The sequence below is a fragment of the Parvibaculum sp. genome, assembly GCF_046297875.1.
In the GTDB taxonomy this organism is placed as follows: Bacteria; Pseudomonadota; Alphaproteobacteria; order Parvibaculales; family Parvibaculaceae; genus Parvibaculum.
This window is the reverse complement of sequence record NZ_JBKBHD010000001.1, coordinates 2,875,559-2,895,799: the sequence shown is the minus strand read 5'-3', so window position 1 is coordinate 2,895,799 and position 20,241 is coordinate 2,875,559. Positions and strand designations below refer to the sequence as shown.

24 protein-coding genes are annotated in these 20,241 nt (G+C 65.8%); 3 read left to right on the top strand and 21 right to left on the bottom strand.

Annotation, left to right across the window (positions count from 1 at the left end):
• Nucleotide 1: 1 nt before the first annotated feature.
• From ACK4FH_RS14240 to ACK4FH_RS14165, 16 genes are all read right to left on the bottom strand, one after another.
• Entirely contained in the window at nt 2-1,780 is a 1,779-nt protein-coding gene (locus ACK4FH_RS14240; protein ID WP_409814910.1) for a relaxase/mobilization nuclease domain-containing protein, read from the bottom strand.
• A gap of 247 nt (nt 1,781-2,027) precedes the next feature.
• A complete protein-coding gene (locus tag ACK4FH_RS14235) occupies nt 2,028-2,792 on the bottom strand; it encodes a lytic transglycosylase domain-containing protein (RefSeq protein ID WP_409814907.1) in 765 nt (254 codons plus the stop codon).
• A 3-nt stretch (nt 2,793-2,795) separates the two neighbouring features.
• A complete protein-coding gene (locus tag ACK4FH_RS14230; RefSeq protein ID WP_409814904.1) occupies nt 2,796-3,134 on the bottom strand; it encodes a DUF736 domain-containing protein in 339 nt (112 codons plus the stop codon).
• 45 nt (nt 3,135-3,179) lie between these two features.
• Entirely contained in the window at nt 3,180-3,725 is a 546-nt protein-coding gene (locus ACK4FH_RS14225) for a S26 family signal peptidase (protein WP_409814902.1), read from the bottom strand.
• A complete protein-coding gene (locus tag ACK4FH_RS14220; RefSeq protein ID WP_409814900.1) occupies nt 3,722-4,237 on the bottom strand; it encodes a DUF2840 domain-containing protein in 516 nt (171 codons plus the stop codon). Before ACK4FH_RS14220 ends, ACK4FH_RS14225 begins: the two co-directional genes overlap by 4 nt.
• Complete coding sequence (locus ACK4FH_RS14215) at nt 4,234-4,473, bottom strand: hypothetical protein (protein ID WP_409802268.1); 240 nt, start codon at nt 4,471-4,473, stop codon at nt 4,234-4,236. The genes ACK4FH_RS14220 and ACK4FH_RS14215 overlap by 4 nt, the downstream gene beginning before the upstream one ends.
• Entirely contained in the window at nt 4,470-5,108 is a 639-nt protein-coding gene (parA, locus tag ACK4FH_RS14210) for a ParA family partition ATPase (protein ID WP_409814897.1), read from the bottom strand. Before parA ends, ACK4FH_RS14215 begins: the two co-directional genes overlap by 4 nt.
• Nucleotides 5,105-6,166, bottom strand: coding sequence for a replication initiator protein A (locus ACK4FH_RS14205; RefSeq protein WP_099095825.1), 1,062 nt, complete (start codon nt 6,164-6,166; stop codon nt 5,105-5,107). The genes parA and ACK4FH_RS14205 overlap by 4 nt, the downstream gene beginning before the upstream one ends.
• Nucleotides 6,167-6,176: 10 nt before the next feature.
• Nucleotides 6,177-6,458 carry a helix-turn-helix transcriptional regulator gene (locus ACK4FH_RS14200; RefSeq protein WP_011579870.1) on the bottom strand — a complete coding sequence of 94 codons (282 nt, stop codon included), beginning with the start codon at nt 6,456-6,458 and terminating at the stop codon, nt 6,177-6,179.
• A gap of 125 nt (nt 6,459-6,583) precedes the next feature.
• Entirely contained in the window at nt 6,584-7,090 is a 507-nt protein-coding gene (locus ACK4FH_RS14195; protein ID WP_409814893.1) for a DUF2285 domain-containing protein, read from the bottom strand.
• A complete protein-coding gene (locus ACK4FH_RS14190; RefSeq protein WP_409814891.1) occupies nt 7,035-7,358 on the bottom strand; it encodes a transcriptional regulator domain-containing protein in 324 nt (107 codons plus the stop codon). Before ACK4FH_RS14190 ends, ACK4FH_RS14195 begins: the two co-directional genes overlap by 56 nt.
• A 115-nt stretch (nt 7,359-7,473) precedes the next feature.
• Nucleotides 7,474-7,740: a DNA -binding domain-containing protein gene (locus ACK4FH_RS14185; protein ID WP_409814888.1), complete on the bottom strand. Its 267-nt coding sequence runs from the start codon at nt 7,738-7,740 to the stop codon at nt 7,474-7,476.
• 120 nt (nt 7,741-7,860) lie between these two features.
• A complete protein-coding gene (locus ACK4FH_RS14180) occupies nt 7,861-8,124 on the bottom strand; it encodes a helix-turn-helix domain-containing protein (protein WP_409802278.1) in 264 nt (87 codons plus the stop codon).
• 189 nt (nt 8,125-8,313) lie between these two features.
• A complete protein-coding gene (locus ACK4FH_RS14175; protein ID WP_011579875.1) occupies nt 8,314-8,640 on the bottom strand; it encodes a DUF736 domain-containing protein in 327 nt (108 codons plus the stop codon).
• 610 nt (nt 8,641-9,250) lie between these two features.
• Complete coding sequence (locus ACK4FH_RS14170; protein ID WP_409814885.1) at nt 9,251-9,691, bottom strand: hypothetical protein; 441 nt, start codon at nt 9,689-9,691, stop codon at nt 9,251-9,253.
• A 141-nt stretch (nt 9,692-9,832) separates the two neighbouring features.
• Nucleotides 9,833-9,997 (bottom strand): hypothetical protein, encoded by a 165-nt coding sequence (locus ACK4FH_RS14165; RefSeq protein ID WP_182296925.1) that lies wholly within the window; start codon nt 9,995-9,997, stop codon nt 9,833-9,835.
• A 277-nt stretch (nt 9,998-10,274) separates the two neighbouring features.
• On the opposite strand from ACK4FH_RS14165, the gene ACK4FH_RS14160 reads away from it, so the two are divergent.
• Genes ACK4FH_RS14160 through ACK4FH_RS14150 form a run of 3 tightly spaced genes read left to right on the top strand, consistent with a single transcriptional unit; the run spans nt 10,275 to nt 11,700 of the window.
• Nucleotides 10,275-10,613, top strand: coding sequence for an ArsR/SmtB family transcription factor (locus ACK4FH_RS14160; protein WP_409814882.1), 339 nt, complete (start codon nt 10,275-10,277; stop codon nt 10,611-10,613).
• Nucleotides 10,613-11,131 (top strand): SRPBCC domain-containing protein, encoded by a 519-nt coding sequence (locus ACK4FH_RS14155; protein ID WP_409814880.1) that lies wholly within the window; start codon nt 10,613-10,615, stop codon nt 11,129-11,131. Before ACK4FH_RS14160 ends, ACK4FH_RS14155 begins: the two co-directional genes overlap by 1 nt.
• A complete protein-coding gene (locus ACK4FH_RS14150) occupies nt 11,128-11,700 on the top strand; it encodes a dihydrofolate reductase family protein (RefSeq protein ID WP_409814878.1) in 573 nt (190 codons plus the stop codon). Before ACK4FH_RS14155 ends, ACK4FH_RS14150 begins: the two co-directional genes overlap by 4 nt.
• Nucleotides 11,701-12,374: 674 nt before the next feature.
• Here ACK4FH_RS14150 and ACK4FH_RS14145 read toward each other — a convergent pair.
• The 5 genes from ACK4FH_RS14145 to ACK4FH_RS14125 all read right to left on the bottom strand — a co-directional run bounded on the left by ACK4FH_RS14145 (nt 12,375) and on the right by ACK4FH_RS14125 (nt 20,220).
• Entirely contained in the window at nt 12,375-13,298 is a 924-nt protein-coding gene (locus ACK4FH_RS14145; protein ID WP_348842068.1) for a DUF2493 domain-containing protein, read from the bottom strand.
• Between the two features lie 354 nt (nt 13,299-13,652).
• The gene (locus ACK4FH_RS14140; RefSeq protein ID WP_409814875.1) at nt 13,653-14,714 is read right to left on the bottom strand and encodes a toprim domain-containing protein; all 1,062 of its coding nucleotides are present in this window, start codon (nt 14,712-14,714) and stop codon (nt 13,653-13,655) included.
• Nucleotides 14,714-19,048 (bottom strand): strawberry notch-like NTP hydrolase domain-containing protein, encoded by a 4,335-nt coding sequence (locus ACK4FH_RS14135; RefSeq protein WP_409814872.1) that lies wholly within the window; start codon nt 19,046-19,048, stop codon nt 14,714-14,716. The genes ACK4FH_RS14140 and ACK4FH_RS14135 overlap by 1 nt, the downstream gene beginning before the upstream one ends.
• Before the next feature lie 118 nt (nt 19,049-19,166).
• Nucleotides 19,167-19,811 (bottom strand): antitoxin of toxin-antitoxin stability system, encoded by a 645-nt coding sequence (locus ACK4FH_RS14130; RefSeq protein WP_409814870.1) that lies wholly within the window; start codon nt 19,809-19,811, stop codon nt 19,167-19,169.
• The gene (locus ACK4FH_RS14125) at nt 19,804-20,220 is read right to left on the bottom strand and encodes a hypothetical protein (RefSeq protein ID WP_409814867.1); all 417 of its coding nucleotides are present in this window, start codon (nt 20,218-20,220) and stop codon (nt 19,804-19,806) included. Before ACK4FH_RS14125 ends, ACK4FH_RS14130 begins: the two co-directional genes overlap by 8 nt.
• Nucleotides 20,221-20,241 lie beyond the last annotated feature (21 nt).

Sequence of the window (20,241 nt, the reverse complement as noted above, 5' to 3'; positions counted from 1 at the left end):
GCTAGAGGGCGAGCCCGCGCTTGCGGCCGAGGCCCCATTCGATGCCGCCGCCGTCCTTCACGGCGCCAGCGACATGCTGGCCGAGCGTGCGTTCGATCTCGCGCGACCAGGGCACGAGCTGGAAGCCGAGGCCCCCATCTCGTCCCATGCTCTCGATCATCGCGAAGCGGCCGGAGGAGAGGTTGAGGCGCTGGCGATAGATGCCGGCGACCTGATCGCCGGCGGTCGGCTTCATGTGCGCCAGACCGGTCTCGGCGGAGAGGCGCGCCCCGACCGCATCCAGTTCGCGCCGCCGCAGCGTGGCGAGGAGGTCGCGTTGCAGGATGATCCGCGGGCCTTGGCGGCGACCGAGGCCTTGGTCGGCGAGATGCTCGGCCCGTGCCTGCAGGGCGTCGCGCACCTCTCGCCCAAAGCCTCCCATCGACAGCGGCATGGGGTCCGCCTCCACCAGCCGATGGTCCAGCCATGTGGCTCCCGGCGCCGTGATCTGTCGGCTGAGATCGAGGTCTGACCGGGGTGCGAGGACCAGTGTCGGGCGCGGCTCATCGGCACGGCCAAAGCGCCGAACTTCCACGATGCCGCCGATCGGAGGGGCGTGCTCGAAGGCCTCGACACCGCGGAACCTGACATGGTGGGCCCGGCCGTCGGTGCCGTCGATCACCGCATAGGCTTCGCCCGTCAGCTCGTCGTGCAGGCCGCGATCGACCAGCCGCCCGATGATCGGCGCCTGTCCACTGCCGCCTTCGATGACATAGTCGGCAACTCCGCGATCTTCACCGCGCTCGGCGAAAGCGCGGTGCATGGTCTTGACGATGTCGCCGCGAAGCCCGAGGTCGCGAAGGTGGCGTTCGGCATCGAGCCCGACCATCCACTCGCCGGGGCTGGCGGATGACGCGAGGCCCATCTTCTCCAGGTGCTGGAGCCGACCGATCATAAGCCGGCGGGTCTGGAGATCAGCGGCGCCGGTTTGCTCGGGACGAAGGTCGATGAAGCCGGTCTCGTCGGCGGCGATGCGAATCTCGACATCGAGGCGCGTCCAGCGCTCGGCCGTGATTTCGCGCTCGAGCGCCGTCTTGATCTCGTGCTCCGGCTTCGGGCCGAGTTCGATCGACACGAGATCCTCGGCCCGGGATCGCAAGCCGCGGCTGATGTAGTCGCGTGATATGACGAGGTCGGCGCCCTGGGCGTCAACGCCTCGCACCAGCAGGTGGACGTGGGGATTGTCGGTGTTCCAGTGATCGACCGCAACCCAATCGAGCCGGGTCCCGAGGTCGGCTTCCATTTGGCGCGCGAGGTCGCGCGTGAAGGCGCGCAGGTCCGTCAACTCGGCGGCGTCCTCGGGCGAGATGATGAAGCGGAAATGGTGCCGGTCGTCCTTCGAGCGCGCGGCGAAACCAGCGTCATCGGCGCGGTCGCTGTCGGCATCGAACATCACGGCCTTTTCACCGTCGCGCGTGACGCCGTCGCGCTTGAGATAAGAGAGGTGGGCATTGAGCGGCGCAGACCGAAAGGCCCGGCCCTGGTGGCGGGCGATCCGCGCCTTGACGACGACGCGGCGCGACGAGCTGAAAAGCCGCGCGCGGCTGAAGGCAATCCGTCCGCGCCCGAAGCTCGAACGGCCATAGCCGGCCGCCTTGCGGCCCGGACCGCCGCCGGTGCCGACATGCCCCGAGCGCTTGGCGGCGCGCAGGACTTGGTTGATGAAGCTCTTGGGTTTCGGCGCCCGCGTCGAACCGATGCGGCCCGGCCGGACCCGGAAGTCGCTGTGGCCGTCGCTCATCGCCGGCCTCCGGCGGGCCAAACGCGGGACAGTGCCGGCAATGTCCTTGAAATATCGTGGAAAATAGCCGGAACCGGCACTGCCCCCGACCGACCGGCACGTGAAAAGCCATGCGAAAGCAATGGCTTGCTCGCTAGTGGCGAGCCGCTTTTATCTCGCCGTCTGTTGGTCGTGTCTGCCTGGCCCCAACCGCCCCATGCCGCCTCTTTCCGGGAGCTCACTACACCGCGCCGGAGTGCGATTCTGGTCATGGACGCCCCCCATCATCGGCGCGGGTCACGAAGATGCCTGCCGTCTGCGTCGAAGCGGCGATTGGGGGTTGCTGCGGATCTGCCGTTCGGCTGCCGTTCCTTTGACGATCGGGCTGCGATCGTTCTGCTGCAACGCTGCCGTTGGAGCGCGCGACGAACAACGGAGACCGAGTCCACGCGAGCGGGTCAACGATCGCGACAGCGACGCCGGCAGCGAGCGGGTCACTGCCGATCAACGGCGCGATCGCGGCCACGTAGGCGATGGTCTCGGCGGGCAGCGCGCGGCCAGCCGAGAGATAGTCATCGTAGCGCCCGGGGCCGGCATTGTAGGCCGTAAGGAAGCCCGGCGCGCCGTAGCGGTCGTGCATTTCGCGCAGATAGGCTACACCAGCCAGGATGTTGTCGCGCGGGTCAAAGGGATCGGCCCCCAGACCGTGGCGTGCCCGCAGATCCGCCCAGGTCGCGGGCATGATCTGCATGAGTCCCATCGCGCCTTTGGGCGAGACCGCGCGGACACGACCGCCGCTCTCGACGCGCATGACAGCCCAGATCCAGCGCTCGGGAATGCCGAACCGCCGCGCTGCCTCGGCGACCGCTTGTGTGTAGGGCGAGCCTGCAGCGGGTCGCTCGATGACCGAGGTCTGCGCCAGAGACGGCGCAGGCATCGCGCCGGCAAAGGCCAGGCCGGAAAGGAGAAGGAAGGGCAGTCGGCGGGCGGCCCCTTTCGCTCCGGCAGCGGGCTGGCGATGGGAGGCGCGCATCGGTCAGTCCCGCTCGCTGCGTTTGGTTGGCCGGTTCCAGTAGAGACCCCACGCTGACTTGTCGTCGGCCGACTGGAACAGGCTGGCCCGGATCGGCTGTGCGAAGGTCGGATCGTCGAGCTGCAAAGACACATACTCGCCTGCCTTCTCGCCGGTGCGCTTCCATCCCGCGCCCACTTCCGGCCCATCGGCGTCGTCGCCGAGATGAACGCGATAGTCGGGCGCGTTCTCGGCGTCGGAGTGCTCCGCCGGCACAAGCACCAGAGCGGCGTCGAGGGCGAGCGTGCGAATGCGACCGCCATAGCCGCTCTTGGTGCGGGTGAATTCTCCGATCAGACTCATGGCAACCTCCTTGGCGATGCGGTGGAACGGGTCATGGCTGCGCCGTCACCGCGTCGGCGCGCGCCAGACGAAGCGACCGTCGCCGTCTTCGTCGGTGTAGAGAGGCGTGGCCCGGCCGATCACGGTGTTGACGGCGAGAGGCCCGAAGTAGCGGCCGTCCAGGCTGTCCCGGACGCCGATGTTCATGAGGAAGAGTTCGCTCGCGCCGATCCGGTGGCAGCCGCTCCAGATAGGCAGCGTGCGTCCAAGACGGTCGCGGTCGAGCGCATTGCCGACGGTGATTCCGTCGACGGTAATGTCGCCACCCGAACGGCAGACCGTCTGCCCGGGAACTGCGGCAACGCGCTTCAAGAGCGGCACGCCGCGCGGGAGATAACCCCGGTCCGCGAGGAAGGCGGCAAGCGGCTCTGGCGCATTGACCGCGACAAGGTCGGTGACCTCGAGCGGCGTAGCCGAACCGATCTCATAGAGGCCGACCGGGACGCTGGCCGATGCGTTCCAGACGAGCCGCGGTGCAACGTGCACCATCGCCAGCGTGATCAGCAGGAGCGCGGCGCCCGTGGCCGTCAGCAGGTAGCCGGCGCGCGTCATGGCTCGGCCCTCTGTCGCAAGCGCCAGGCGCGGTGCTGCTGTCGGGAGTAGGATCGCGGGGCGTCCCCGGCGGCGAGCCGGTTATGGACATGGCGCCAATAGTCAGGCGCAGCTTCGGCGGGATCGATGTCGAGCGCTTCGATCGCGTCGATCAGAAGCAGCACCTGCTCGACGCTCGGCCAGCCTCTCGTTTGCAGCAGGATTTCACCACCGGGCCGCACCGAGGGCAGCGTCTGATAACCTTCGCCCGCGCTGACGGCGCGCAGGATGTCGATGCGCGAGACGACGGTGCCAAAGCCATTCGACGCCCAGCGGACGAAGGCGAAGACAGCGCCGGCGGGGAAGCTGAGGACGCGGCGCCGCCGGTCGAGGATCTGTTCGTGGACCGCATGGCCGAAGCGGATCCAGTGCTCGATCTGCTTCTCGCGCCAGACCAGTTCGACCTCGGTGAGCCGACCCGGAGGTGATGACGGCCGAACGCCCGCTGCGCCATGAATTGCCGGAGGGCTCATGGCGCGTCCCCCTCGGCAGGAAACGCGCCCGCGAGGAGCTCGCGCAGCATGTCCGCGACGGTTTGGCCGCGCTGGAACGCGGTGACCTTGATCCGGCCACGCAGGTCCGGCGTGACGTCGATCGTGAGGCGCGCGGTGTAGGCGATGGCGTCAGCCCTGCGGCCGCGCGGATCGTCGGCGGCCTTGATCCAGGTGTCCGGGTCGCCGGGCCGCGCGGCGAAGCTGCGCCTGGTCATGGTGCGAGCCTTGCAACTTCGGCGCAGAGCGCTGCGATCTCGCGCGTGCCGGCACGCTGGCCATCGAGCTCCGAGATCAGGCGGCCGGATTGCGCGGCATCCGCGAAGCCGACGCGTTGGCCTATCGCGCTCGCCAGCACCGGCGGATCGTGTTCGGCGAGCGCCTTGGCGGTCTCGCGTGCGATGATGGTGCGCGCGCCACAACGGTTGAGCACGAAACGCGCGACAAGCGACGGGCGGAACAGGCGTGCTTCGCGGAGCAGCGCCAGCATCTCGGCCGACGCCCATCCGTCGAAGGGCGACGGCTGAACCGGGATCAGGATGAGATCGGCGGCAAGCAGGGCCGAGCGCATGAGGCCGGCGACGCGCGGCGGCCCATCGATCACCACATGATCGGCGCTGCGCGCCAGTTCGGGCGCTTCGCGGTGCAAGGTGTCGCGCGCCAGTCCGATGACGGCGAACCGGCGGGGCAGGCCTTCACGGGCGCGGGCTTCGGACCAGTCGAGTGAAGAACCCTGCGGATCGGCGTCGATGAGCATGACGCGTTGATCGCGGCTGGCCCATTCGCCGGCGAGATGAAGGGCGAGCGTCGTTTTGCCAACGCCGCCTTTCTGATTGAGCAACGCGACGATCATGACCGCGCGCTCCGTCGGCCGTGGGGTGGTTTTCCACCGTCGCCCCGCTCCAACAAGAAGTTAGATTCGTTGTTAGATTCTAAGTTAAGGCTCGGAATCGCCGTTTCAGGCCAGAGGGTTAGTTGCGATTTCCGCGCTCGAAGTCCCGAGGCGGCTGCGCCCGAAATCCCGATACCATTTGCGCCCGAAGTCCCGATCGCATCCACAACACCATCCACAGGGCCTGTGGACAAGTTGATGGGGCGGATGTGCAGGCGTTCCTGACGACCGGTGCGCTCCAGAGCCAAGCGATAGCCGGGCAGCGGCTGGCGGGCGACGATGCGGCGGATGTCGATGGCGAAGTCGGAGACGCGCGCCTGGCTCCCCGATTTGGCGTGCAGGTGCGCGATTTCGAAGGTCCAGCCCGCTGGCTGACGGCCGGCATGCTTCCGGGCGACCCGATAGAGCCAGCGCTCGATGCCGCCGGTCAGTCGGAAATAGGCGGGATCGATGGCGAGGACGAGCGAGCGGTCGATGACACCGCGATAGAGCCAGTCGGGCAGGACGAACTCCATGCCCTCTACGCGGCCGTCGCGCGTCGTGCATTCCCCCCACTCGTTGATCCAGGAGAATTGCTGACGCCGCCAATGCTCGCCGTTGCGGATCGTGGTGCGGATGACCGTCGACTGAAGGCGCGCCAGAGCGCCCTTGAGGAGCCGATAGTCGCGCGATCCCGTCTGGCGCCCGATGGCGGTCAGGAGTTGATACGGCGTGAAGCGCAGGAAGCGTGACGTTTGGAAGCCGAGGTTTGCGGCCTCGACGATCTGGCTCGCGGCCCAGATCAGGATGTCGGCATCCCAGATGGTCGCCATGCCATGCTCGGGGACCGCGAAGACTTCGACGCGGATGTCGCCGGCTTGGTAGTGGATCGGTGAGGTACGCTTGGCCTTGGCGAGCGAGAAGAAGGGCCGCTCCATCAGATCGCGCTGGTCGCGCGGACTGGCGTCGCCGGTGGCGACGACGAACGGGTCGAGCCGCGATCGTTCGCTCAAGGAGAGGGGGCGCTGCCGCGGGGACATGTCGGACGGCTCAGCGGGCTTGGCCGCCGCCGAAGGCAGGCGTGACGGCGGCATGGCGCTTGGCGGGAAGGACACTCCCGCGCGGATCGGACGTCGAGGTGACGAAGCCGCGGTCAGCCCACGCTTTCAGGTCCTCGAGCGCGTAGACGACGCGCCCGCCAAGCTTGCGATAGGCGGGACCGGTGCCGTAGGTCCGGTGCTTCTCGAGCGTGCGATCCGATAGACCGAGGAAGCGGGCCGCTTCAGGCGTGCGGAGAAAGCGTTGCGGCACGCCGGCGCCATTGGGTGACATGATCGGGCCTCCGAGGGTTCGCGAGAGCCGCAGGGGGACAGCGGCGGTTGGCGGCTACCCTGGCGGACCGCGAAGTTGCGGAGGGAGTGGGAAGCTGGCGGGAGCAAATCCCCACACTAGGCGTGCTAGCGTCGACGGCGATGGCTCAGCAGGCGTCGATAGCCGCCGGCGATCATTGCGAGGCCGCCGCGCACGAGGTCCATGGTGGCGAACCGGCGCGAGGATGTTTTCCAGGGTTCATCGGCGAGGTCGCGTGCGCCGAACAGTGCCGCCGCGATCTCGCGGTAGCTGGCGCCGCTGAGACGACCGTCGACGGCCTGCAACATCCGTCGAGCACGTTGACGCTGCTGCTTGGTCAGCCGCGTGTCGGCAGGGATCGAGCGGCCATGGAGCGAACTCAGGAGGCGGGCGACGGCCTCGAGCCGATCGAAGCCTTCGGGGCCGAGCGGGATGACGGCCGCCGCGCCTTCGTCTGCGCTCACGCCGGCGAGGCGCAGGATCTGAAGCCGTTCGCCGTTTTTGAGGCTGTGAAGGAAGTGGAAGCCTTGCGCGTCTGACTGACCGGCTGTCTCCGCGTCAATGGCGGGCGGTCTGGCATCCTTCGGTAGGATGGCTGGCTGCGCGGTCAGCACAACGACGCCGGTGTTTGAGGTGGGTGCCCAGATGGGCGCGGCCTCCTTGGCGTCGAGGGCAGGCGACAACAGGAAATCGCAGCCCCCATCGAGACCTCGTCGCCTCGGTTGCTGCGGTGTCGGCGTTCGGTTCCAGCTGAGCGGCCTCGAAGTCGCGCTGATAGTCTTCGTTCCGGCGCAGCCATTCCCAAGCGAGTTCAGGCGAGACGAGGCCTTCGACGTATTCGTAGCGCTCGGATGATCGCCAGTGCGAGATGTCGGGGGTCATGAATCCTCCGCCAGCAAACCTGCAGCAGCTTCGCTGCGCAGGATTCCGCCACGCAAGCGCAAGCGGAAGCCGGAGAAATGGAAACGGGCGATGCCGCTGCGGCATCACCCCCGCATCAACGACGCGGGTGCTCGTGTGCGAGCTCGCGGTAGCCGTGCTGGGTCATCCATTTCGCACGATCGAGATGGCTGTCATGGATGCGGCGGGCCCGCTCCGGTTCGGCGGCCGGGTCTATGCCGAACAGGATCGACACGGCCTCTTCCCAAGCAGCGCCGTCCGATGCGGCATCAATGAGACGGAGGTAGAGCGTCATGTGCGCCCGATCATAGTCGGTGATCGACGCGCTCTCCGGCGGTCGTTCGAGGAAGTCTGCCTTGGTCACGACGCCCCACCTGGAATCACAGAGCCCCTTCGTGTCGGCATGGCGTTAACCAAGCCCGACTTCGACGGCAACTGGTATGGCTGCTGGCTCGCAACGCGGGTTGGCCGTCGTGGACCGGCGCTACTTTCTCTTCCGCATGTCGCTGGCGGCTTTTCGGCCATGGACGAGCATCACCCCTTCACCTTGGTCGGACTGCAAGAGGACGATGCCATGCGCTTCGAATGCCCGGCGCACCTGATCGCGCGTGCTCTCGTACACCTTCAAGTCGCTCTCCGACTCGAGGCGCTTGAGCGCGGTCAGTGATACACGGGCTTCGTCAGCGAGCGTCTCCTGTGTCCAACCCAGCAGCGCGCGTGCGGCCCGCGACAGTCGGGCGGTGATCATGCATGATCACCTCCACTCGGACCTCAGCGCACGCCAGAACTACGGCTATAATAGTCGTTCTTGGCTTTTCGGGCCAGACTGAAGAGCGTCTATTGCGGTCGTTCGAGTAGTTGAGGCCGCAACCTGATTCGGATGCTTTGGCCGACGAAGGCCCCGTCCGGATCGATCGGACGGGGCGTCGCCGGAGCCTCAGTCGCCGTTGCGGCGGCTGGGGCGGGACCAGATGAGGCTGAAAGCTTCGCCGTCCTCGTCGTCGAACAGGTTGGCGTAGATCGGGGCGTTGAAGCTCGGGTCGTCCAGCTTGAGACCAAGATAGTCGCGGCCCTCGTTGGAGCGCTTGGACCAGGCGGCGCCGATCTCGGCGCGACCGACCAGGACGCGGTGGCTGGGGGCGTTCTCGCCGGTGGCCCGGGTCTCGGGGACGATGCGGACGTTCTTGGCCTGAACGCTCAGGGTGACGATCTCGCCGGTGAACTCGTTCGTGCCGGTCTTCTTGAAGGTGCCGATGGTGGCCATGTCATTTCTCCTCGATCTGAAGTCTCGAGCCCGCACCATTGCGGCCTCGATGGCGATCGACGGGCCGGAGACGCTCGGCGGCGCACCCCAGCCTCGGGGCCCCAGTTCGCTGGGGTAGGCTTGGGGCCCGACAGCAAAGGAGGAACTTTCTTGTCCCGCGAGGAATGTCGGCGCAGCCGGCAGGGGAAGAAAGTTGTGACGCCGCTGTTGCGCCATAGGCGAGCGAGGCGTGAGCCGGTCTTCGGCCAGATCAGGCCATTGAAGAGGCCGCTCGGGTGCGCTCGATCTGGCTAGATCCCGAGGGGATGACGTGGCGGCGCAAGGCATCGGCCGAATTGGCACGCGCGGTTCACGCGATCGGCGTTTCTGAGCGCTGAGCTGACACTTCTCGTCCTGCTGATGAGGAGCGCCTGACCGGTGACGCCCGTCAGCCTGCGTTTGGTCGGTCGGCGAATGAGCAGCCTGCGATCAGACGATCAGCGAGCCCTGCGGCATGGCAGGCTACGCGCGGCCGTGCCCGCTTTTTCGCCCGGTCCCACATCAGATCCGTCGATGGTTGGTACGTGGCGCACGTCCGCTCTCTGGTCCGGCTCTGCGTTCAGCTCGACACTCAGGCATTGGCAACGCCCCGGCCGGTCGATCCAGGCGGGGTGAGTGACGTCACGCGGATGAAGGTCGTGACCGCAACGGCCATCGCGCCGATGACCGAGAACACGAGCTGCCAGGTTTCCGACGGCATGGTGTGCTTCACGATGCCATGGGTCGCGTAAAAGCCCGCGATGGCTGCGGGCGCGACGAAAGCCAAGGCGACGAGGATTTTCAGCCACGCCGGCCGCAGGATGGCGAGCAGAAGCTGGCCGACGCCGAGTGCGATACCGGCACCAACGGCGCCGATGACGATGGCACCGAGCAGGCCGGCGCCGGTCTCATACGCCCAGATGCCCGCGCTGACGCCGATGAAAGCCGGGAACGCAAACACAGCGAGCGTAAACAACAACCAGCAAAGCACGCCAATGGCGGCGAGCGAACCGAGAATGGCGAAGACGATCATGGTGGTGGCCTCCGTGAGAATAGGTCTGACGGGTGCGCCAACCACCACCACCAAGGCGCGATGCAGGTTATAGCCAAATTCGATGCGCTTCGGGAGCGGAAATCGAACCGAGCTCCGCCTGCGAAGCTGTTCCGCCAGACGTCAGACGTCGAACGGATCGATCTCGGCCACGATCTCGGCATCGCCGTCGAACTCGTTGCAGGGAGTGACGGACAGCGTGCCGTCGCCCGCCCGGAAGATGATGATGGCGACCATCAGGGTGCCAGCGAGGCTGTTTGCGAAGGCATAAGCGGCGTCGAGGGACATTGGTCCGGCTCCTGTTCCGAGCGGAGGACCATCCCCCGCTGACAGGCGCCCGATGTGTCCGACCGTGGGCCGCAATCACCGCGCAGGCGAAGACGAAGCGGCGGCACGCAATGGGCGTAGCCGACCCTTCACGGGTTGATGGCATCAGGCCCTCGGTTGGACCAAGGATCAGCGCAAGGACGAGGGGGTTGGGCGGACGCCGGATGTCGGCCGAACCAAACCTGCAGCGCGAAGCAAGTGGCTTGACGTATAATATGCATCACCATACATATGCACCATGATGCAACAAATCGCATTTCAGACATTGGCGGACCCGACGCGCCTTCGCATCGTCGAAGCGCTGGCAGGCGGTGAGCAGGCCGTGGGCGACTTGGTTCGTGCCGTGGACATCGACCAGTCCGGCGTTTCGCGGCACCTGCGGATCCTCGGCGAAGCAGGATTCGTCGTGATGAGGCCTGATGGGGCCAGGCGCCTCTACTCGCTCCGACCCGAGCCGTTCCAGGCGATCGACGACTGGGTTCGAAGCTACCGAAGACTTTGGGAGGGACGGCTCGATCGATTTGACGCGGCTTTGGCGCGCCGGGGGAGCGCGCAGCAGTCCGGGGAGAAGAAGTAATGGCGCACGCCAGCGAGCGGGGCGCAGGTCCCATCACGTTCGAGCGGGTCTACGACGCATCGATCGAGGACGTCTGGGCGCTGTGGACCACGAAAGAAGGGCTCGAGGCGTGGTTCGCACCCGAGGGAATGCGCGTCGAGATAACAGCACTTCATCTGCGAGTCGGCGGCGCCTTCGATTACGTGATGAGCGCGGTGGGTGCCGAGCAGATCGCCTACCTGGGGAACCTCGACATGCGGCAGACCGCGCGGGTGAGCGGTCAGTTCGTGGAGATGGTTCGGCACCGGCGGCTGCGCATCCGCTTCGACATGGACTTCGTCCCCGGCGTCGAGCCGTATCCCTATGACATGTTGGTCGAGATGAGCGTCGAAGCCGGGCGGGTTCGGATGGTCCTCACGGCGGATCGTCATCCGGACCCCGAGATCACAAGCGGCGCAATTCTTGGACTGACCAGCCAGTTGCACAGTTTCGACTTGGCTATCTCGGCACGAGCAAAAAAGGAGCGACAAAAACAATGAGGCCTCTTCTCTACTCCATCAACGTGACGCTGGACGGTTGTGTCGATCATAACGCCGGCTCAGCGGACGAGGCGCTGCGACAGGAGGCCCTGCGCGCAACACATCGTCACGCCATAGGGAGCATGGGCCGAGCCGATGGCCTGCTCTTTGGTCGCGTCACCTACCAGATGATGGAAGAAGCGTGGCGGCTGGAGACCCGCACCATCGCAATGCCCGATTGGACGGAGCCGTTCGCACGGACCATCGATGGGATGAAGAAGTACGTTGTTTCCAGCACGCTGGACCGGGTCGATTGGAACGCGGAGCTGGTCCGTGGCGATTTGGCCGAGGCCGTCCAGGCACTTAAACAAGCACGCGGCAAGGCGCTGTTTACCGGTGGCGTCAGGCTGCCGGTGGCGTTGGCGGAGCTTGGTCTGATCGACGAGTACGAGTTCGTTGTTCAGCCCATTATTGCAGGGCGTGGCCCCAGCTTGTTCGCCGGCCTCTCAAAGGCCATCGACTTGAAACTCGTCGACCGGATTGACTTGAGCTCCGGTGCTGTGGCGCTCCGCTATGAGCCCAGAAAGTAGGATCGGCGCAGCTTGCAGGCCGTTGATCGCAATCCGATGTGCACCCCCGGGGTCGATCGGAGACTTGTCATCAGCAGTTTCGTCTTTGGCCTGACGAGCGGGCATCGCCGAACTGCCCGACGGGGGTAGCGCATTCGATACCCAAAGCCATAACACGCGTCGCGGACTGCATTGATGAACACACTGAATGGAGGCAATGCATGGCTTACGAGGGTAGCTGCCACTGCGGGAAAGTCGCATTCCGCGTTGATGAGGATCCACCCGCGAAGGCTGTAAGGTGTAATTGTTCCCACTGCCGACGGAAGGGATTTCTGCTATCCTTTGTTCCATCACGCAGTCTATCTATTGTTCGAGGCGAAGAAGTACTGACAGATTACAAATTCAACAAGTGCGCCATTGTTCACCGTTTTTGCTGCTTATGTGGTTGCCAAGCATTCAGTCATGGCAAGGGTCCAAACGGTGTCGAAATGGCGTCCATTAACCTGCGCTGCGTGCCTTCGATTGACCTCGATACTCTGGATATTCAAGATGTGGACGGGGCAAAATTCTAGCTAGAGCTGCCCGCGTTAAGATTTGATCACTTAGTGCATATCTGCACTAGAAGCTGTCGTGCCGCGTGTTGCGTCCGCTACTTCTCGCCAGTCGCCTGATTGGCCAGACCATGATGGCGGCGCTCACGCGCCGCCGAATCTCCAGACCGGGATGCCGAGCTTCTTCGCCTTGTCGGCCAGGTTGTCCTGGATGCCGGTGCCGGGGAAGACGATGACCCCGATCGGCAGCACGTCCAGCATCTGATCGTTGCGCTTGAACGGGGCGGAGCGGCCGTGCCTGGTCCAGTCGGGGGCAAAGCCGATCTGCGCGACACCGCGGTGGTCGGCCCAGCGGGCGGCGATCTTCTCGGCCCCTTTCGGAGACTTGCCGTGCATCAGGACCATGTCGGGATGCTTCATGCGGACCTGGTCGAGCTTGGCCCAGATCAGTTGATGGTCGTTGAAGTCGAGCCCGCCGGTCAGCGCGATCTTCGGTCCGGCGGGCAGCAGCACCTCGCGATCGGCGCGTTTGCGCGCGGCGATGAAGTCGCGGCTGTCGATCATCGCAGAGGTGAGCTGTCGATGGTTGACGCGTGAGCCGTGGCGGGGAGACCAGTTCGAGCCGGTCGTTTTCCGGTAAAGGTCGGCGCCGGTGTCACGAAAGAGTTCGAGGGCGTCGCGGCGTTCGATGAGCCGCTGTCCGGTGGCGATCAGCGCTTCGAGCTGCACGGCCTTCACCTCGGAGCCGTCCTGTTCGCGCTGCCCCTGCTTCTGCGCCTGCTCGTTGTCGTCGAGTGTGCGTTCGACCCGTTCGACTGCCCGGTGGAAGGTGTTGACCGTTGACCACAGCAGGTCGTCGAGATCTGCGTCGAGGCCGGTATCGGCCATGGTGGCGATCAGCGCGTCGAAGATGTCGGCGACGGCGCCGGCGATCACGCGATCTTCCGGGATTGGTCGAGGATCGGGTTCATCATCGCGGGGATGGAAGCCGTAGAGCTGAAGCTCGGTCAGAACGTGGTCGGTGGGAGAAGAGATGTGGTCGGGCTCAAATTCGTCGTGCTCGCTCATGGGAAGCTCCGTTCGCTGGACCGCGACCGCCGCGGCCTTCATGGCGACGAAGCCGTCGGACGGGCTGGACTGGCACCCCGAGCGAAGCGAGGGGCCGCAGCGTGAGCGAAGGACCGCAGGGGCCGGCTATTTTGTCTCGCGATGGAAAGGCCCGCGCCGGGGTCCCCGCGCGGCTTGACCGCGTGGGGTGGAACGGGCCGCCGGAAAATAGTCGGCCACAAGGTTGCCTGGATGGACCGTCTGATGGCCGATCGCCCTCTGGAAGGCCGGGGCGCGGTCCTCTGGCGAAACGTTCATCCCAGATGCGGGCGTTGATCGAAGTGCTCGACCAACAACCGCCTGCCTCCATCCCGGTTAGGCTGCATGCTCCATGAAGCGTGCGACGTCCTGGGGCGCGATCTGGACACGGATGGCTGCCCGGAGCGCCGCGAGTCCCAGCAGCCGCAGGTCTTCATTGAAGTCGCCAAGCGTCGGAGACAGGGTGACTGCCTCGATGCCCGCTTCCTCCGCGCGGGTCATCAAGGTCCTCACCGCTGCATCGCCGGCGGGATCGTCATCACGCGCGACATACAGCCGGTGCAGGGTGTCGGGGAACTGGATGGCGGCGAGATGTGCCGCCGACAGCGCGGCTGCCATCGGCATGGTCGGCAGGACGCAGCGCAGCGACAGCATGGTCTCGACGCCTTCGCCGGCCGCCATCACCGAGCCCGGCAGTCCGAAGCGCACGGCAGATCCGAGGAGATTGCCCATCGCCCGTCTTGGTGTCTCGACGGGCGCCTTGCCTAAAGTCGCTTCGTTGAAGCCGCCGGGGTCCAGCCAGGTGCGATGTGCGCCGGTGAGCTCGCCATTGAGATCCGTGACGGCTGCGATGATCGCCGGCCAGATCTCGGTCGGGGAATGCTCATCGGGGCGGAAGAAGCAGCGGGGATGAAAGCGCAGCGATCCGGTTTCGTGCAAAGACGTAATGCCGCGTCTGCGCAGATACGTCTCGCCGAGTGTACGGCTGATAGGCTGTGCCATCGCGAAGAGACGCTTCGCGGCTTCTGGCGTACCCATGGGCGCCACGGGCGTCCTAGCCCGCCGCGACTCTCGTGCGGGCTCTGGATGCGGGAGGCTCAAGAAGCGCCGCGCCTCCTCGGCGACCTGCTTGAAGTCGGGAAGGCCGCAGGTTTCGCGAATGACATCGAGCAGATCACCATGCTCGCCAGTCGCGGCGTCGGTCCACTTGCCGGCGGCGCCCTGACCCGTCTGCGGCCCCTTGAGCCGCACGAACATTGAGCGGCCCGGCGTGTTGCGAACGTCGCCGACCAGCCAGTAGCCTCCCTGCCTTGTGCCGTTGGACAGATAGTGCCGGCACACGGCTTCGGCCTGGCCGGCGAGGCGGGCCGCAAGATCGGATGCGTCCAAGCTGGCCATCACGCGGCCTCCCGTTCAGAGATCCGCGTGACTGGATAGCGCTCCATCACTTTGGCAAGGACGGCCACGCCGGTCGTGTCGGTGGGAACGAACATGCGCAGCTTCCAGGAGATGATCTCGTGGAACAGGCCGTAGGACCGGAGGCGATCGCGCATCGTGTCGGAGAAGCCCGATAGCTCGATGCGGTGGACGCCCATCACCCGCGCGCGATGAAGCTGGAGGCCCTCAGTGAGATCGAGGACGGTGCTGCCTGCCACCAAGGCTGCAAAGGCATCGGCAGCCGTCAGCGTCGGCGCGTCGGTCGCGAGCGCGTTGGCCGCCCAGGCTGGAGACACGCGTCGCCCGATGATGCGTTCGCCGTCGTCCGTCTGGAGGCGATAGACACGCGTGCACTCATCCGGGAGACGCTTCCAGATCGGGAGCAGGAGCCCGGCGACGACATGGATCGTGCTGTCGGTGAACTCGGGGATCTGCGTCAGTTCGCGCTGCCACGCCGCCGCGAAGACCTCGCGATCGGCCGCCCGCCAATGGCTTTCCGCCATCGACGCCAGCGATGCATGGTGATGTTCCATCGGCCGGAGCAAGCGCACCCGGCGTTCGATTTCTCCATCATCCAGCATGATGCTCGGGGCAGGCACCTGAACCGCCGCCCTGGCGGATCGCTCGTTGATCAGCAGAGCTGCACGTGGATCGGCGAGAAGCTCGAAGGCTTGGTCGAGCGACAGGGGCCGGTTCCGCTCGCGCTGGGTGATCGTCAGCAAGCGGGTTTCCGCGCCAGTGGCGGGATGCGTGTAGATGGTGTGCCGGTCGGTGACGACGAAGCTTTCGGCCTTCAGCGTTTCCAGCCCGATATCATAGGTGCCGCTGGCCAGTGCTCCGGCAATACGGGCACTGAGAAGCTGCTCGAAGGCGCTGAACAATATGCCCTGCAGGTCGATCGTCAGCGCCAGCAAGCGATTGAGAAAGGTCGTGATCGGCGGTAGCTCGTCGCGGATGCCCGTGTCGTCCATCAGGCTGAGGCCGGTGGCGCTCTCGAAGAGCTGGAGCGGGCAGCCATCGACCTTGCCGCGGACGATCAGCAGGTAAAGTTGGCGCAGCGCGTCGCGCGCGTGGGGGCTTTCGAGATTGTCCTCGGGTCTGAAGAGGCCCTGTCCGCCGGTCTGGCGCTGGCCGCGGGTGATTGCCCCGAGCGTGTCGAGCCGGCGGGCAATGGTCGACAGGAAGCGCTTCTCGGCTTTCACGTCCGTTGCGATCGGACGAAACAGCGGCGGCTGCGCCTGGTTGGTGCGGTTGGTGCGACCAAGGCCCTGAATGGCGGCGTCGGCTTTCCAGCCCGGCTCGAGGAGATAGTGGACGCGAAGGCGCTGGTTACGCGCCGCGAGGTCGGCGTGATAGCTGCGCCCGGTGCCGCCAGCATCACTGAACACGAGGATGCGCTTGGCATCATCCATGAAGGCGGCGGTCTCGGCGAGGTTGGCGGAGCCCGGACGGTTCTCGACCATGAGCCGGTCACCTTTGCGGATGATGCGCCGCGATCGCCCGGTCACCTCGGCAACCAAGTCCACTCCGAAGCGCTGGACGATCTGATCGAGCGCGCCAGGCACCGGCGGCAGGCTTGCGAGTTTCTCGATCAGCCGGTCACGCCGGGCGACCGCTTCACGGCTTTCGACGGGCTGGCCGTCGCGAGTGACAGGTCGCGAAGAGAGATTGCCATCCGCGTCGGTGAACGGCTCGTAGAGCTGCACCGGGAAGGAGTGTTGAAGGTAAGACAGCACATATTCGCGCGGCGTGATGTCGACGCGCACGTCGTTCCATTCCTCGGTCGGCACCTCGGCCAGTCGCCGCTCCATCAGTGCCTCGCCGGTGGAGACGATCTGGATGACAGCCGCGTGCCCGTCATCGAGATCGCGCTGGATCGAGCGGATCAGCGTTAGGGTCTTCATCGAGGTCAGCAGGTGCCCGAAGAAGCGCTGCTTTGTGCCTTCGAAGGCCGAACGGGCGGCAGATTTGGCGCGCGGGTTGAGCGTGCCGGTCTCGCTGGTGATGTTCGCGGCGCGCATCGCGGCATCGAGGTTGTTGTGGATGATGGAGAACGCGCCAGCATAGGCGTCATAGATGCGGCGTTGCTCGTCGGTGAGCGCGTGCTCAACCAGCTCGTACTCGACCCCGTCATAGGACAGGGATCTGGCGGTATAGAGGCCGAGGGCGCGAAGATCGCGGGCCAGCACCTCCATCGCTGCGACACCGCCGGCCTCGATGGCAGCGATGAATTCGGCCCTGGTGGCGAACGGGAAATCCTCACCGCCCCACAGGCCGAGACGCTGGGCATAGGCGAGATTGTGGACGGTGGTGGCGCCTGTCGCCGAGACGTAGACGATCCGAGCGCCGGGGAGCGCGTGCTGGAGCCGCAAGCCGGCACGGCCCTGCTGCGACGGCGCGACATCGCCTCGTTCTCCCTTTCCGCCGCCGGCGTTCTGCATGGCATGGCTCTCGTCGAAGATGATCGCCCCGTCGAAATCGGAGCCCAACCAATCGACGATCTGGCGGACGCGCGAAACCTTGTCGGCCTTCTCATCGGACCGCAGCGTGGCATAGGTGGTGAATAGGACGCCTTCCGGCAGTGTGATCGGCCGTCCCTGCGGGAAGCGGGAGAGCGGCGTCACGAGCAGGCGCTCCATGCCCAGGGCCGACCAGTCGCGCTGCGCATCCTCGATGAGCTTGTCGGACTTCGAGATCCAGACGGCCTTGCGCCGACCGTGCAGCCAGTTGTCGAGGATGATGGCGGCGGACTGGCGCCCCTTGCCCGCGCCCGTGCCGTCGCCGAGCATGAAACCGCGCCGGAAGCGGACGGCGGATGCCGCCTCGTCAGGTGCGGCAGAGACGACATCGAACGTCGCGTCGACAGTCCAGGCGCCGCTGAGGAAGCCCGTATGCGCCTCGCCGGCATAGATCACGGTTTCGAGCTGCGCGTCCGACAGTACGCCCTCGTTGATGAGCCGTTCAGGCACGCGTGGACGATAGCTTGGCTTGGGCGGCGCGACCGACGCCATGGCCGCCGATTGCACGAGCTTGGTCGGATGGGCCTGAGAGCCGGGAATGCGGATCGTCTGAAGTCCGTATTCCTCGTAGATGGCGTCGGTCAGCCGACCATCTTCGGCCGGCTTCCAGTCGAGGGTCTCATAGGCGAGGTCCAGGTAAACCGGCTCCTCGAGTGATGACCTCTGCGGCGCGTTCGCGGTGCCGCGCGCAATCGGACAGGCAACCTGCTTCGTCGCCATCGCCGACGGTGCCGGCAGGGCGACGAAACCCGCCAGTGTGAGCCGTGGGGGAACGTGTTCCGTGACCCAGCCCATAAGCGTCTGCGTGTCGGGTGCTTGACCCTGTGATGCGGGAAACCGGGCGGGATCGTCTGCTGGCAGCTTGTCGAAGACTGTGAGCCGCGTCTCGATGGTTGTGCCGTGCTTGGCGTAGACGGCGCCGTCGATGCTCGCGGTGAATACGACGCGTCCGCGCTCCTGCAATCGGATGAACGCGTCGCGCCAGGCTGGATGCTCCGGGCTGACATTGGCGCCGGTGATGGCCACCAGGCGCCCGCCCTCGGCGAGGCGGGCGAGCGCGGATGCGATGTGTCGCAGCGCTGCGTCGGCCATGCGACCGATGACGTTCGCCATCGCCGAGAATGGCGGGTTCATCAGCACGACCGACGGGACCACGGCCGGGTGCAAATGATCGTCGATCTGCGCTGCGTCGAAGCGCGTGACTGCGACCGCCGGGAAGAGGGAGGAGAGGAGGCTGGCGCGGGTTTCCGCCAGTTCGTTGAGGATCAAAGTAGCGCCCGCAATCTCGGACAGAATGGCGAGCAAACCGGTCCCGGCGGACGGTTCGAGCACACGGTCGGCAGGTGTAATAGCGGCCGCGCGAGACGCGATGAATCCGAGCGGGATGGGCGTCGAGAATTGCTGGAACGTCTCGCTTTCGAGGGAGCGGCGCGTGTGCGTGGGAAGCAGACCGGCGACTTTTGCCACCAGCGGCAGGGCAGCGGCCGGAGAGCCGGCTTTTTGCAAAAGCGCTTTGCCGAATTTGCGGAGGAAGAGAACAGTTGCTGCCTCGCAGGCATCGTAGGCCAGTTTCCAGTCCCAGGCTCCGGCAGCGTCGCTCGCGTTGAAGCTCGCTCCCATCGCGTCACGAAGCAGGGTGGCGTCGACACGTCGGCCGGCTTCGAGATGGACGAGGATGGATCGGGCGGCATCGAGCAGGGCCGCCATTCGGTCGACGCGTGGCAGATGAGACGCCGGCATATGTTTTTGCGCGCATGGTGCGGAACGATCGTGCATGGGGAAGACCTCGAGGAGAGCGGGAACAGGGCGAGCCCTCGGGCGCTCTCTCTCGACCGTCCGGGCTCAAACCCGTCCCGGCCCCCTCTGCCTCTCGACGTGCGAGCGGCAGGCTGAATCAGCCGAAGCGCCGGCCCGCTTCGGTGAAGGTGTAGCCGCTCGCCGCAATCGCCTCGTCGACCACCGCGTCCGAGGTCAGATGCTCGTATTTCCTTTCGAGCTGGCGGTAGAGCCAGCGGGCCAGGTCACGGAGCGCTTCAGAGACGGCATCTTCTGCATCGGCGGTCATGTCCTGACCCACGGGACTGTCGCGATGGACCATGATGTCCATGCAATGCTCGTGATAGTAGCGCCCCCGGTAGGTCATCGTGGCAGGGAGCTGGTAGAAGTTGCGCCGCTGAACGGCCTGGAGTGTATCGGCGATCCGGTGTAGCGTGGTATCCGTCGGTGCATAGGCCCGGATGCGGCCGGCGGCGGATCTCGCGTGTCGGTAGTCGCCCTCGAAGCAGGCTCCGTCGCCCTGGCTCCAGAAGCCCGAAAACCAGATGCAGGGTTTCGAGCGGGTGCTACCGCCGAACAGTCGGACAGGGCGCCTCCTGAGGCTGATGCCGAGGATCATGCAAATGCGTTCGAAGTCGTCATAGGCGAACTCGAACCAGTCATAATCGAAGCTGCCGTCGCGGTACCATCCGCGTGCGGCGTCCTTCGCCGCAGCGGAGAGTTCGTCGAGGCGATAGACGGTGGTTTCGATGATCTCAGGCATCGGGATTACCTCCATCCACCGCGGCGGCGAGCCAGCCATCGGTGTCGATCCATCCGAGGGTCTCACCCGTGCCGAGGTCGAGGACGTGCGCACCGCCGCCAAACGCATTGAGCCGGAGCCGCGAGCAGGTATTGGCGTATTGGAAGCCCCAACGGCCCTTGAGGCTGAATTCCGCCGCGCAGAGTTTCACGAACTGGATCAGCCGTTCGGGATCGCCGGAGACGTCATCCCGTAGCCAGAGCTGCGAGCCGCCGTGCTCCGGCCGGATGGAGACAAGGAAGCCCTCCGACGGCGGTTCTTCCGACGCGCCCGCTTCGGACAGGGCATTGTAGAGATCGAGTGCGCGCGCGGCGTTCTGAGCTGTGCCGACGTCGAGCAGGCACGAGAAGTGCGTGAAATAGTCTGCCATGACAGTCTCCCACGAAAATGG